Genomic DNA, 13,853 nt, shown 5'->3' on the forward strand with positions numbered 1-13,853 from the left:
AGCACCCTTATCCGCAACTCCCGCTCCACAGGCGGCCGTTCACAAGAGAAAGCGCACCCCGTGACTGATCTTTTCACCATCTCCGTCGACGCGGTGGAGGGCACAACCCTCCGCGGGCGGGTCCACATCATCAATCCCGACGCCGCCTCCGTCCCCAAGGGCCGTACTTTCCCCGTGTCCTTGATCTTCGAGACCTGGTTCCCGGAGGACGACGAGGCGCCCAGCACCGCCCAACTCGGTGACGAGGACCCCTTCGTCACCGCGCAGCGCCCCGAGATGGAGGCGATGATCTACTGCCGGCGGAAGATACGCGTCAACGAGGACGGCTACGTCCTTTCGGACGACGGTCAGACCCTGCTGGAACCACGCCGGCACGCCGAGACCGTGCCCGGCAACCGCAGCTCCTCCGGGCGAGACGGGATCTCCAAGTACTTTTCCGTGGAAGTCCCGGAGGAGGACCTCGTCCATCACGCTCCCTCGATCGTCACTTCCTACGAGGTCGGCCCGCTGCTGAATGTGCCGCTGGCCAGCGAGGTCGTCCGGTTCAACGACGGGGATCCGCTGACCGACGCGGAACTGGCACAGGAAGAGTTCGAGGAGGGGGAGGTGGACCTGTACGACGAGGGCTGGGAGTTGATCAACAACCGCCCCTTCGAGGAGCGCCCGTACGCAGACATCAGATTCACGGTGACCGACGCCCGCTACCTGAAACACCTCACCCCCGGCCTCCGCTGGCGTACGGCGATCTGGCGGTAGCGCGGGGGCCTGGGGCGTGTCCGTCGGGACGCGGACGGGAGTTGGACCCATCCGCTTCAGCCGGCCACCGGTTTCGCCATCGGAGCAGCCCCGTCGGGGCGCCCCCCAAACGGGCCTGTTCGTCGGCCGTGGCTACGACTTGGAGAAATGCCGTCGTCCGCGGATCCGCTGGGAGATCCGCGACGACGTGCAGGAAAGCCTTCCGCAAGCCGGCCTGCGGCTGCGTGACCTCAGTCAGAGCGCGGCGTAGGTGCCTCGCCCGGGACGTGTCACCAGCTTGTTCTGCTTCGCCACACGGTCGAGGGTGTTGCGCACAGATTCGATCTGTCCCGGCGTGGCCTCCCGGCCCAGGGCGGCGTTGACCTCTTGGGCGCGCATCGGCGTGCCGGCGTTCTTGAGGACGTCAAGCGCGGCATCGATGAGCTTTCCGGTGTCCTTGGCCGTCGGCTGCGCGGCAGCGGCTCGTTTCGAGGCCGCCTTCTTCGCCTTCGGCCTCGCGGGCGCAGCGGTCTTCTTCTCCGCGGTCTTCGTGCCGGCGCGCCTCTTCGCCGTACCGGCCTTGGCGCGTGAAGACGCTGCCGCCCGCGGCTGCGGCACCGCGGCCGCCGCTCGTTCCGGCGCGGCGGTTGCCACGGGAGCGGCGGGGGCTTCCGGCTTGGGGGAGTCCTGGCCTGCGCTGACATCTGCTGCCGCGACTGTTTCAGACCCCGCGGACGACGGTTCCGTCGTCGCTGCGGCGGGAGCCGGGGACGATCCGTGGGCAGCGGCGGCGCCGGTCAGGACGCGCAGGTGCTCCAGGGCGTGGCGGGCGGAAGTAACGCGTTGGACCACCTCTTCCAGTTCTCCGCGCAACCGCCTTTCCTGATCCTCGAGTTCGGGAAGGGCGCTTTCGAGGTTTTCGATGGTCTGGTGGAGAAGGGAGTCAGTCATGGGCTTTCCTAACCTCACAGCGAAGGTGGTGGTTGCCAGTCACCGTACCGTCTTCGTCAGCCGCCAGGCAGGGGACGAGGGGACACAGTCTTTCGGCTGCGCACGTTCACGGCCCTGATGAGTCGGAGTTCGGAAGTGATTCAGGCATATGTGGAAGCTCAAGCGTGCGGTTCAATGTCGCGCTGAAGACATTGCGTCGGAAGCTTGTACGACGGGTGGTCTGTGCGGAACGCATGCGTCAGTGACGTGCCGGGCGGCGTGACTGCGTGGGCACCTGCACCCTGGTTGCTCAATGGGCTGCGGCGCACCTCCGTCCTAGGCGGTGCGCCGCAGCCGTGCACGAGCCGATCAGGCCGCAACAGCGAACCTACGGGCATGGCGCTTCACGCGCGATTCGGCAGGGTCCATACGGGTACCCGGCCATGGGAGATTGACAGGTCGACGATTGACGGGTCGACGGGAGATTGACAGGTCGTAGGGCGGTGTGGGGGCCGTCCCCACACCGTGCACTCTCCGCTACTCGTCGCTGCGCCGAAATCCGGTCCGGCGTGACAACTCCCGCATCGGCCCTCGACCGGAACGTCTCCCGAACGTCGCGGCGCGAAGCCGGGCGTCGAGAGCGTATCCTTGCTCGACTGGCTCTCTCACCTGCACAAACGTGGCGGGAGTGCATCGGTGCGGCCCGGCGGCGGAGCCTCGTCGTCGACGTGTGCGAAGGCCGGCTGCTTCTCGTCGGCGGCGTCTACCTCGATTCGACGATGGGTACACTCGCCCACCATGTGTGAGGCCAGCCGGATCAGAAAACGGCAGAAAATACGCGTTCATCAGTTATGTGTCGACGCTTCGGGTCGGCGCAGAAGGGTCCTGAGCAGCTCCACCCTCGGCGCGGGTTACGCCACCGCCCCGCCCCCCGGCACGGTGTACGCCACCGCCGCCGCGACGACCCCCGCCTCCGGCCCCGCCTCCGCCTCCCCTCCAAGACACAATCCGTCAGCCGTCGCCGATGACACCGCGGTGGTGACGTGAGGCGCCGCGCGAACCGAGGACGGCACGCGCAGTCCCGGGACCCTCGCGGGCACTGGTTGCTGTTGGTCCTCGTGCTCCCCGTGATGTTCGGAGCCCTGCTCTTCGAGGGCTGGACCACCCATGAGGTCGATGCCGCGAAGACGCGGCAGGACTGCACCACCCCGGTGCCCAAGGCGGTGGAAGAGGGCGGCCCGGTGCTGAACATCAACGAGGGCCGGGTGCGCTCCGCCAGGATGCCGGCCCGGACCGTGGCGCTGACCTACGACGGTGGGCCCAACCCGGTATGGACGCCGCGTCTGCTGGACCTGCTGCGCAAGCACCACGCGCACGCCACCTTCTTCCTCCACGGCGCCGAAGCGGCCAGATATCCGGATTTGGTGCGGCGGATCCGGGCCGAGGGCCATGAGATCGGGTCGAACACCTACACGGGAGCCTCCATGGGCTCGTCGTCGGGGGTCCGCACCCGGCTGGAGCTGGCGCTCACTCAGAAGGCGCTGGCGGGCTCCGCGGGAGTCCACACCGGGCTGCTCCGGATGCCGCAGACGACCACGGCGGACACCATGTGCGGCGCCGAGTGGCGGGCCGCGCGGCACGCCGCCGCGCAGGGCTACACGCTGGTTGCCGCCGATCAGTGGTTCCGCAAGCCGTGGTTGGGCGCGATCCGGCAGTACAGCCAGACCGACACCGCCTACAAAGAGACGGAAAAGCTGCTCAACAACCGGCATGTCGACAAGTTCACGACCGTCACTTCCGGCATCGGGGTGCCCTCGACCAACGAGCCGGTCTCGACCTTCGAGCGATGGGAGGGCACGGCCCTGATCTGGGTCAAGGCCCTCGGGCACGCGTTCGTACGCGGTATGACCTGGGTGCTGGGGATCGCCGGCGGGCTGGGTGTGCTGCGGCTGGTGCTGCTGATCTTCTTCGCCCGTGCCCACGTCCGGCGTCTGACGCGGGTCCGCCCCCGCGCGCCGTGGCTGCGGGAGGTCCTCGACCCGGTGACCGTCCTCGTACCCGCGTACAACGAGGAAGCCGGTATCGAGTCCACCGTTCGCTCGCTGCTCGCCTCCACGCACCCGCACCTGCAGGTCATCGTGATCGACGACGGGTCCACGGACCGCACGGCGGACATCGCCACCAGGATCGACGACCCCCGGGTCGTGGTCATCCGGCAGGCCAACGCGGGCAAAGCCGCCGCCCTCAACACCGGTCTGGCGAACGCCAGGCACGACATCGTGGTGATGGTCGACGCCGACACGGTCTTCGAGCCGGACGCCATCTACCGGCTCGTCCAGCCGCTCTCCCACCCGGCCGTGGGCGCGGTCAGCGGCAACACCAAGGTCGGCAACCGGCGCCGCCTCCTGGGCCGGTGGCAGCATCTCGAATACGTCTTCGGTTTCAATCTCGACCGCCGGATGTTCGAGGTGCTGGAGTGCATGCCGACGGTCCCCGGAGCCATCGGCGCCTTCCGCCGGGACGCGTTGATGGGCGTCGGCGGGGTCAGCGAGGACACCCTCGCGGAGGACACCGACCTGACGATGGCCCTGTGGCAGGCGGGCTGGCGGGTGGTCTACGAGGAGACCGCCGTCGCCTGGACCGAGGTGCCGACCTCGCTCAGCCAGCTCTGGCGGCAGCGCTACCGCTGGTGCTACGGCACGCTCCAGGCCATGTGGAAGCACCGCCACGCCGCTGTCGAGGTAGGGCCGGCCGGTCGCTTCGGCCGCCGTGGCCTGAGTTATCTCGCGCTCTTCCAGGTCGCCCTGCCGCTGCTGGCGCCGATCGTCGACGTCTTCGCCCTGTACGGGGCACTCTTCCGCGGGCCGGTGCTGTCGGCCGGCGTGTGGGTCGGCTTCCTCGTCCTCCAACTGGCCGCCGCCGGTTACGCGTTGCGGCTCGACGGGGAGCGGGTGGGGGCGCTGTGGGCCATGCCGTTCCAGCTCTTCGTCTACCGGCAGTTGATGTACCTGGTGGTCATTCAGTCCGTGGTGGCCTTCCTGCTCGGCACCCGGTTGAAGTGGCACCGCATGCACCGCTCCGGCACCGCCGCCCAGGAAATCGGGCAACCGGTCGCGTACGAGAGCCTGTCCTCGCGGTGACGGAAGGCGGAGCGGAAGACCGAGTGGAAGACCGAGTGGAAGACCGAGTGGAAGACCGAGTGGACGAACGAGCGGACGACCGACTGGAAGATGCAGTGGAAGACTCAGTGGAAGACTGAGCCGCTCACCTACGGGGCGCCTGCCGAGCCTGCCGGGCTCGGTGGGCGTCCTCGTCGTTGTGCCGGGCACACCCGAACGGGCGCGCGCCGGGACGGCGTTCGTCGGACGGCCGCCTCGCCCTACGCGAAGGCCCGCCCTCACTCCGTGGCGTACGGGGCGGCCGCGGAAGTGAACTGGATCACCGTAGGTCGCCCCGAACCGCCTTCACCGGGCATTTCTCCTGGTGCAGGACTAGGGACTGTTTGGTGAACAGGGCGTGAGCATGCAGACTGCCGCCCATGACTTTTTGGCTGGAGGGGTCGCCCAACGGGGACCGGCGAGGCGACGAGGAGACGGCGCACGTCAGCACCGGGCAGCGGTGGAGCCAGGCCGCGTACCCGTCTCACCCGGGTCCGCCGCCGCAGTCACCGCACAACTCTCCGCCCGGCTCTGCCCACAACCTTCCGCCGGGCTCTGCCCACAACCTTCCGCCCGGTTCTGCCCAGAGCGCTCCGCTCGGCGTCGATGCGTACGCCCCGGGCTTCCCGGCCCAACTCGACGGTCACATAGGCGAAGACGGTCACGTAGGCCGAGACAAATCCATACGCCCGGTGAGGGGAGCGGGCGGCGGCCCGGGCACAGGTCGCCGCACCCCCAGGCGGCGCTCCGCCCCCGCCCGCCCCAGCCGACGCCGCCGGCTCACGCGGGCAGCGATCCTCGTGGTCGGCGTGCTCCTCGTCGCTTCCGGTGGCACGTATGTCTGGGCTGACACGAAGCTCAACCGCGAGGTCGACCTCACGGACATCGCGGGCCGCCCGGCGCCGGGCGCGGGAACCAACTACCTGATCGTGGGCTCCGACAGCCGTGCGGGCCTCTCCGAAAAGGCCAAGAAGGACCTGCACGCCGGCGGCTCGGCCGACGCCGGCCGCCGCACCGACTCGATGATCCTGCTGCACACCGGCGCCCACGGCACCACGATGACGAGCCTGCCCCGCGACTCCTGGGTGACCATCCCGCCGTACATCCGTCCCGAGACCGGCAAGCATTACGCCGCGTCGAAGAACAAACTCAACGCGGCGTTCTCGCTCGGCGGCCCCGACCTCCTCGTGCGGACCATCGAGCACAACACGGGCCTGCGCCTCGACCACTACACCGAGATCGGGTTCGCCGGTTTCGTGGGCCTCGTCGATGCCGTCGGCGGTGTGCGGATGTGCCTCGACAAGGATGTCAAGGACGAGAAGTCGGGTGCGGACCTGAAGAAGGGTTGCCACACGCTCGACGGCCGCACGGCGCTGGCGTTCGTCCGCCAGCGCCACCAGGAGGCCGAGGGCGACCTGGGCCGCAGCCAGAACCAGCAGAAGTTTCTGGCCGCCCTCGCGGAGAAGGCCGCCACCCCGGGCGTGCTGCTCGACCCGTCCACGGTCTACCCGACGATGAGCGCGGGACTGGACACGCTCATCGTGGACAAGGACATGGGCCTGCGGAACCTGACGTCGCTCTTCGAAGCCATGAAGAACGTCACGTCGGGCAACGGCAAGCGCCTCAACGTCCCGGTGTCCGACACCGCCTTCCAGACCTCCAAGGGCAGCGCCGTGAAGTGGAACCTGCGCCAGGCGAAGAAGCTCTTCAACGAACTGCGCGACGACCAGCCGGTAACGATCCCCGCCAAGCCCTGATCGGAGCCGGAAGAGCCGAGCCTGACTACCTTCCTGTCTGCCTGGTGTGGTCAGCCGGTCCATCGTCCGGCGAGGAAGGTGAGGGCTGGCGGGCGAACCGTCTGAGACGGTCGTGGGAACGTGGCGTCTGCTGGAGCAGACCGCCCAGCGGACTGTCGCACGGCGCGCGCACCGACACGCGGTCGTCATGACCAAACCGGCGGCCTCGGCACAGCCGGGGCCGCCACGAGCAGAGAGATCCAAGCATGGCCACACCCGGCCGAACCCGTTGACGCCGTCGCAGGACACACCGCCGGTCCTGAACGGGGCTTTTCCTTGCGTACTTGGCGGTGCCCTCCCGTTGGTGGCACCTCCCGAAAGCAGGCGACTTCGGCGCCTATGATGGCGTCGAAGCCACCCGCTGCGGTTTGGGGAGAGCAACGCGCGTGACGCTGGTCCCGTACACCCCGTAGGAGCAGCGCGGCTCACCATCCGCACGCGGTTACTTCCGGGCGCCGCGCCGGTGCCACGCCTCGAACAGCACCGCCAACCCGGCCAGTGCGCCGACCGCACGAAGCGGAGGCCCTGCTGCATGAGGCGGCGCGCGAGGGCAGCGAGGACGCGGTCCGCCTGCTGGACGAGTGGGATCCGGACAGGGCCGTGCAACGGCTGACGAAGCAGTGCCTCGCCGCCGCGGAGGCGGGTGACTGGGACACGATGCGCACCCTTCGGTACGCCCTGCAAGAGGCCGGCGGCCAAGAGGCCTGGGGCGCCCTGGAGCGGCGCTCCCTTCTCCTTGCCCGGTGCGGCCAGGAGAAGCGCGCCGAAGAACTGGCGAGGGTTCGCGCCGAGGACGGGCCCACGGGATCGCTGCCCTCAGGCGTTCCCGTCCTTGTCCGGGCGCAGCATGGTGTTCACGGTGAGCGCGGCCGCTACGACGAGGGTGCGCAGGGGCTCCGGAAGCGGGCGCAGGACCCGGAGATGGTAGAAGTCCGAACCGCCGATGATGTCCAGGACGAGATCCAGCACGCCCCGGCCGATCCGGGCCACCTCGGCGCCGGTGTGGTCGGTGATCGTGAAGGTGAAGGCGTACCAGCCCTCCGCCTTGATCTGCCCAAGCGTCTGGCCGCCCGCGATCAGGTCGAAGCTGACGTGGCCGATCACCGAGTCCTGGACGATCTCGCCGACCGGTGTCCCGTCCGGGCGCTCGACGTTCACCCGGGCCTTGATCACCTTCGTGCCCCGGCGTAGTACCAGGAAGGGCACACCGGCGGGATCGCGGATCTCGAAGCGCCGCGAGAGGTATCGGTCCATGGTGCTGACGAACCGCAGGGCCTTGCGTGCTGCGTTCTGGCCGGTCTCGGCGACTGAGCCTACTTCGGTTCCGTTGCGGTCCCGCACTCCATAACTGGTGGTGATGTCGACCCACTTGAAGTCCTGCTCGACCAGCAGCAGGTCGGCAGAGAGCACCGCCTCGGGCCCGCCGCCCATCTGCTGAGGGGGCTGGAACTGGTGCTGCGGCTGATGCTGTTGGGCCGGGAGGTAGGGCTGCTGGGCCGGGGTTTGGGCTTGCGGCGGGTACGGCTGCTGGGCCGGAGTTTGGGCCTGCGGCGGGTACGGCTGCTGGGCCTGCGGGTACGGCTGAGCGGGCTGCTGCTGTTGCGGCGCCTGCGAGTAGCCCTGCTGGGTCGGAGCCTGCGAGTAGCCCTGCTGGGCCGGAGCCTGTGAGTAGCCCTGCTGGGCCGGAGCCTGCGAGTAGCCCTGTTGAGCCGGTGCCTGTGGGTAGCCCTGCTGCTGCGGCGCCTGCGGATACGCCTGGGGCTGCGGCGCCGGCGGGTGGGCCGGGGCGGGAGCGGGGGCCGCCTGGGCGGGAGTCGGCTGTGTGTGCTCGGTCCAGCGATATCCGTCCCACCAGCGCAAAACCGGTGTGCCGTAAGGATCCTGGTACCAGCCTTGGGGAACCATGTTCTGCGTCACTCCGCAACCCTAGCCACCCCTCTCGCGAACATCGAGGCGAGGGTGGGGGTGCGGCTCGACGCGGAGAAGAAGGCGGGGTCATTGCGGGGGAGGGGAGACGCACATCACATTCGCGGCTGTCGCATCGTGCCGAGCTGTTCCGTCAAGGAGGTGTAACCACGCACACGAACAACGGCAAGGAGTGCACGATGGACGCTCGCTTGAATCTCTTCGGTAGCCCGGTCGCGGCCAAGTTCCTGAGGCACCTCGTCTCGGCGGGCAAGGTGGTGTCGGACGCGTCGCTGCCGGCTGCGACGCAGGAGCTGGTGAAGATCCGCGCCAGTCAGATCAATGGCTGTGGATTCTGCACCGACATGCACACCAAGGAAGCCGCGCACGCCGGTGAGACCTCCACCCGCCTCAACTTGGTCGCGGTTTGGCGGGAGGCCACGGTGTTCAGCGATGCCGAGCGTGCTGCGCTGGAGTTGGCGGAGCAGGGCACGCGCATCGCCGACGCGGCCGGCGGTGTCACGGACGAGGCGTGGGCGAATGCCGCCAAGCACTATGACGAGGACCAGCTCGCCGCCTTGGTGTCGCTCATCGCTGTCATCAACGCCTTCAACCGTATGAACGTCATCGTTCAGCAGCCCGCCGGGGACTACCAGATCGGCCAGTTCGGATAACGGGGAGCGAGGAGTGCCTGGCCGGGAAGGCCGGGACCGGCCGAGGGCGTGATCGTCATCGGCCGGCTCGTCGGCCGGGGCCTGTTCGCGGGCCCCGGCCGCCTGCCGAAGGCCGCGCACGGCGGACTGAGAAGTGCGGTGCAGGTGAGTGGGTCGGACCCTTGCCGCCACCGGCCCCCCCCAACCCGCCGCCCTACTCTTTCTGGATCGCGTTCACCAGTCCAGCGACAAGCTTCGCCCGCTCCGCCATGGCTTCGATCACCACGTACTCGTGGTCGGCGTGGGCGCCGCCGCCGACCGCTCCAAGACCATCGAGTGTGGGCACCCCCAGTGCGGCCGTGAAGTTGCCGTCGCTTCCGCCGCCGACCGCCTTGCCTTCGAGGTCGGGAAGCAACTGCCGCGCCACCGCGAAAAGCTCGGTCGACGCGGACTCAGGCATCGGGGGACGGCCGACAGTGCCCTGAACCGTGATCGCCGCCTCATCGAGATGGGGAGCCAATGTCGCGAACGCGGACTCGACGCGTTCCTTCTCGTCGGCCGACTCGACCCGGACGTCGACGATGACGGTCGCCTCTGCGGGAACGACGTTCTCCAGGGTGCCTGCGGACGCGACGGTCGGGGTGACAGTCGTGCCGATCTCGGGTCGGCCGAGCGCTGCGATATCCAGTACCTGATGTGAGGCTTCGATCAGGGCGTTGACGCCGGCTGCGGGCTCAAGGCCGGCGTGTGACGCCCGGCCCGCGATGGAGACCTGGAACGAGCCGCAGCCTTTACGGCCGGTCTTCAGTGCTCCGCCGTCAGCGGCGCCCTCCAGCACGAGCACGGCGCCGCAGGCAAGGGCGCGTTCTTCGAGGAGAGCGCGAGAGGAGCGGGAGCCGACCTCTTCGTCGGCGGTCATCAGGATTTCGACGCCTGACCGGTCCTCGAGCGTCGCCAGGCCGTGAACGGCCTGTACCAGACCGCCCAGCATGTCGAAGACCCCGGGGCCGGTTGCATGCCCGTCTGCGACCATGAACGGGCGCCGCTCAAGGGTGCCGAGCGGAAACACGGTGTCATGGTGACCGAGAATCAGCACTTTGGGATCGCCACCGGCTGACCAGTGGACGTGCGGCCCGCCGTCACTCTCAACGAGGACGGCCTGCCCGCCAAGGCGGTTCTCGATGACGGCGGCGACGGCTTTGGCCGAGGCCCTCAAGGCGTCGAGATCACGCGAGGGAGACTCGATTTCGACGAGTGTCCTCAAGTCCTCAAGCATCGCGTCGACGCTCACATCGACGGTCTTGCGCATGGTCATGTCGCAAGGGTACTTGGTGCCCGGTGGCGGCTATGGAGTTCGAGAGTTTGCCTGCCCCGGGTCCATCGCGTTTTTCCACGCGGTGGAGTGGGCGGTGGAACGAAGCGTGGCGCGTGAATCTTGGCATGCGTGGTCGCCGTCGCCGGGTCGGTGGTCCGGGGTAGGGGAACGAGCGGCGAAGAGCTGGCCGAGGAAAGCCTTGACCTTTTACGGGCCGGAGTTGGCGGACCGTAGTGTGTGCGAACGGCCATTGCAACGACTGCGCTACCAACTGGACTACCACCGGAGAACACCAACAAGGCTTCGTGCAGCCCAAGTTCAGCCTCCAGCTGATCGATCGCGATGCGGTCGATCAGCTCGCCGCCAGAGTGAAGTCCATCGCCGACCCGACGCGACTACAGATATTGCACCTCATACGCCAGGCTCCCGAAGGTGAGGCGTGCGTATGCGACCTCACCGACTGTCTGGCCTTGAGCCAGTCCGCCGTCAGCCGGCATTTGAAGATCTTGACCACTGCGGGGTACGAGAAGCGCTCGTTCCGCAGCCGCGGCCGCATGGAGGCCCTGCGAGATGCTCCTGGGGCGACGGAACCGACGTATAGACCGACGTACAGACCGCCGTAGACGTACAGACCGTCGTATAGGGAACGCTGGACGGTAAGGGCAAAAGAGGTCTACCCACTCCTTGCCACTTTCAACTTATAGCGCACTGGGGGGCTTGCGGCAAGGCCCCGGTCGTGCCGCAGAATCGCTGGCCTACGCCGGAACCTGCGGAAACGGGAGATTCACGAAGTGCGTGTTTTGCTGTCGGTTTATGGGTCGTGCGATGACGTCGAGCCCGTGGTGGGACGCGCACCGCGGGTGCGGGCGCTCGGCACCGAGATGCGGATGTGCGCGCCGGCGGACGTCGCGGCAGCGACCGCGGACCGGAGCTGAGGACATGAACCCCCTGACCACCAGCGCGTTCGACCTTCCCGACCACCTCTCTCCCAAAGCCGACCCGGCGCTGATCGACGGCGACGAGCGGCACTTCGCGGCCATCGCGGAGAGCCTGGAACAGGCGATCGCCGAACTGTCCGACCGTCTGGATGCCGAACGCCGGGCACCCGGCGGCGTCGGCCGGGCGGCGATGGACCGGGATACGGAAATCCACCGCCTGACCGGCCGCCTGCGCGCCTTGCGTCGCTTCGGCCTGGACCTGTGCCTGGGACACATCGTCCGTACGGACGGCTCCGAGCCCGTGTACATCGGGCGCCTTGGCCTCACCGACAGCGCGGGGCGTCGGCTGCTGCTCGACTGGCGTTCCCCCGCGGCCGAGCCGTTCTTCGCGGCGACCCACGCCAACCCCATGGGCCTGGCGAGCCGCCGCAGGTATCGCTGGACCCGCGGCCGGATCAGCGACTACTGGGACGAGGTGTTCACCGCCGACGGGCTTGAGGGGCACGCCGCGCTCGACGACCAGTCCGCGTTCATCGCCAGTCTGGGCGGCAACCGGTCGTCGCGGATGCGCGACGTGCTGGCCACCATCCAGGCCGACCAGGACGCCATCATCCGGGCGGGGTCCCGCGGCGCTCTCGTCGTCGACGGCGGTCCGGGTACGGGCAAGACCGTCGTCGCTCTGCACCGCTCCGCCCACCTCCTCTACTCCGACCCCCGCCTCGGTCACCGTCGGGGCGGCGTGCTGTTCGTCGGTCCGAGCCGTCCCTACCTGTCCTACGTAGCCGATGTCCTGCCCAGCCTCGGTGAGGAGGGCGTGCAAACCTGCACCCTGCGGGACCTCGTGGCCGAGGGAGCCGGAGCGGCGATCGAGACCGATCCGGGGGTGGCCCTTCTGAAGTCGTCCGCGGACCTGGTGAAGGCGATCGAGCCGGCGGTCGGCATCTACGAGGAGCCGCCCACCGAGGGGATGACGGTCTCGACCCACTGGTCCGACATCTGGCTGAGCGCCGACGACTGGGCGACGGCGTTCGAAGCAGTGGAACCAGGCACTCCGCACAACGAGGCGCGTGACCAGATCCGGGAGGAGCTGCTCACGATCCTCGTGGACAAGGACGACAGCGACGCCCCGCCCGAACTGCTCCGGAAGTCGCTGTTGCAGGACAGGGAGCTGATCACGACCCTCAACCGTGCCTGGCCGATGCTCGAAGCGGCTGACCTCGTCGGAGATCTGTGGTCGGTGCCGGCCTACCTGCGCAAGTGCGCTCCCTGGCTCGGCCCCGATGACGTGCGCAAGCTGCAGCGCGCGGACGCCCAGGCGTGGACGGTGTCCGACCTGCCGCTCCTGGACGCGGCGCGGCAGCGGCTCGGCGACCCGGAGGCGTCTCGACGCAAGCGCCGGCACGACGCCTCCGTCGCCGCCGAACGTGCGCGCAGGGCCGACGTCATCGACAACCTGCTGGAGGCCGATGCCGACGGTGAAGGCGCGGTGACGATGCTGCGCGGACAGGATTTGCAGGACACCCTGATCGACGAGGGTGCGCTGCCCGGCACCGAACCCGACCTGCTCGCCGGCCCGTTCGCGCACATCATCGTGGACGAGGCTCAGGAACTGACCGACGCCGAGTGGCAGATGCTGCTGCTCCGCTGCCCGTCCCGGAGCTTCACCATTGTGGGGGACCGTGCCCAGGCCAGGCACGGGTTCACGGAGTCGTGGCAGGAACGGCTGGAACGGGTGGGGCTCGACCGGATCACCGTGACCTCCCTGAGCATCAACTACCGCACGCCGGAAGAGGTGATGACGGAAGCCGAGCTGGTCATCCGTGCGGAGCTCCCGGACGCCAATGTGCCGACCTCCATCCGCAGCAGCGGCATGCCCGTCGTCCACGGGTCCGTTGCGGATCTGGACTCGGTCCTCGACACCTGGCTCGCCGCGCATGCCGACGGGATCGCCTGCGTCATCGGCGCCGGAGACGGTGATGACGGCACGTTCCGGGCGACGTCCCGTGTCCGGTCGCTGACCCCGGAACTGTCGAAGGGGCTGGAGTTCGACCTGGTCGTCCTCATCGACCCGGAGACGTTCGGCAAGGGCGTCGAAGGAGCGGTCGACCGCTATGTCGCGATGACCCGGGCGACCCAGCAACTCGTCATTCTCACAAGCTCCTGAGCGAGCTCCCGAGTAAGCTCCCGAGCTCCTGACGTCGGCCGGAGCAACGTGATTGCCCCGGCCGCCGCCCCTTCCGGCGCGGCCACCGCACAGCAGCGTCGCGGGGACCACGGACAGGGAACGCCTCCCGGTCGGTGATGGCTACATGGCTACAGGCAACCTCGGCCCCCAACCGGTCACCTCACCGCTGAGCCGCACCGTCGCACTACGCCTGGTGGTCCCTACGCCCGCCGCGCCGACGGCCATCCCGCCGACGCGG

General features: G+C 68.7%; 9 protein-coding genes. 6 read left to right on the plus strand and 3 right to left on the minus strand.

Annotated features, from left to right (window positions below):
• The first annotated feature begins 60 nt into the window (after window positions 1-60).
• On the plus strand, window positions 61-756 hold the full coding sequence (locus tag ACZ45Z_RS25000) for a hypothetical protein (RefSeq protein WP_468366397.1): 696 nt from the start codon (window positions 61-63) through the stop codon (window positions 754-756).
• A 234-nt stretch (window positions 757-990) separates the two neighbouring features.
• Here ACZ45Z_RS25000 and ACZ45Z_RS25005 read toward each other — a convergent pair whose 3' ends face one another.
• A complete protein-coding gene (locus ACZ45Z_RS25005) occupies window positions 991-1,686 on the minus strand; it encodes a hypothetical protein (protein ID WP_468366399.1) in 696 nt (231 codons plus the stop codon).
• A gap of 1,109 nt (window positions 1,687-2,795) precedes the next feature.
• Between ACZ45Z_RS25005 and ACZ45Z_RS25010 the strand changes: the two genes are divergently transcribed.
• On the plus strand, window positions 2,796-4,805 hold the full coding sequence (locus tag ACZ45Z_RS25010) for a bifunctional polysaccharide deacetylase/glycosyltransferase family 2 protein (protein WP_468366524.1): 2,010 nt from the start codon (window positions 2,796-2,798) through the stop codon (window positions 4,803-4,805).
• Window positions 4,806-5,203: 398 nt separating this feature from the next.
• Entirely contained in the window at window positions 5,204-6,580 is a 1,377-nt protein-coding gene (locus ACZ45Z_RS25015; RefSeq protein ID WP_468366403.1) for an LCP family protein, read from the plus strand.
• Between the two features lie 855 nt (window positions 6,581-7,435).
• On the opposite strand, the gene ACZ45Z_RS25020 is transcribed toward ACZ45Z_RS25015, so the two are convergent.
• Complete coding sequence (locus ACZ45Z_RS25020; RefSeq protein WP_468366406.1) at window positions 7,436-8,536, minus strand: phospholipid scramblase-related protein; 1,101 nt, start codon at window positions 8,534-8,536, stop codon at window positions 7,436-7,438.
• Window positions 8,537-8,724: 188 nt separating this feature from the next.
• On the opposite strand from ACZ45Z_RS25020, the gene ACZ45Z_RS25025 reads away from it, so the two are divergent.
• The gene (locus tag ACZ45Z_RS25025; RefSeq protein ID WP_468366409.1) at window positions 8,725-9,198 is read left to right on the plus strand and encodes a carboxymuconolactone decarboxylase family protein; all 474 of its coding nucleotides are present in this window, start codon (window positions 8,725-8,727) and stop codon (window positions 9,196-9,198) included.
• A 193-nt stretch (window positions 9,199-9,391) separates the two neighbouring features.
• Here the strand turns inward: ACZ45Z_RS25025 and ACZ45Z_RS25030 are convergent, their stop codons facing one another.
• Window positions 9,392-10,492, minus strand: a complete 1,101-nt coding sequence (locus ACZ45Z_RS25030) for a M20 family metallopeptidase (protein ID WP_468366412.1) — start codon at window positions 10,490-10,492, stop codon at window positions 9,392-9,394.
• 368 nt (window positions 10,493-10,860) lie between these two features.
• On the opposite strand from ACZ45Z_RS25030, the gene ACZ45Z_RS25035 reads away from it, so the two are divergent.
• Both ACZ45Z_RS25035 and helR read left to right on the plus strand, forming a co-directional pair.
• A complete protein-coding gene (locus tag ACZ45Z_RS25035; RefSeq protein ID WP_468366527.1) occupies window positions 10,861-11,115 on the plus strand; it encodes an ArsR/SmtB family transcription factor in 255 nt (84 codons plus the stop codon).
• A 316-nt stretch (window positions 11,116-11,431) separates the two neighbouring features.
• Window positions 11,432-13,594 (plus strand): RNA polymerase recycling motor ATPase HelR, encoded by a 2,163-nt coding sequence (gene helR, locus ACZ45Z_RS25040; RefSeq protein ID WP_468366414.1) that lies wholly within the window; start codon window positions 11,432-11,434, stop codon window positions 13,592-13,594.
• Window positions 13,595-13,853: the final 259 nt, after the last annotated feature.

The organism is Streptomyces sp. NPDC031210 (assembly GCF_055570395.1).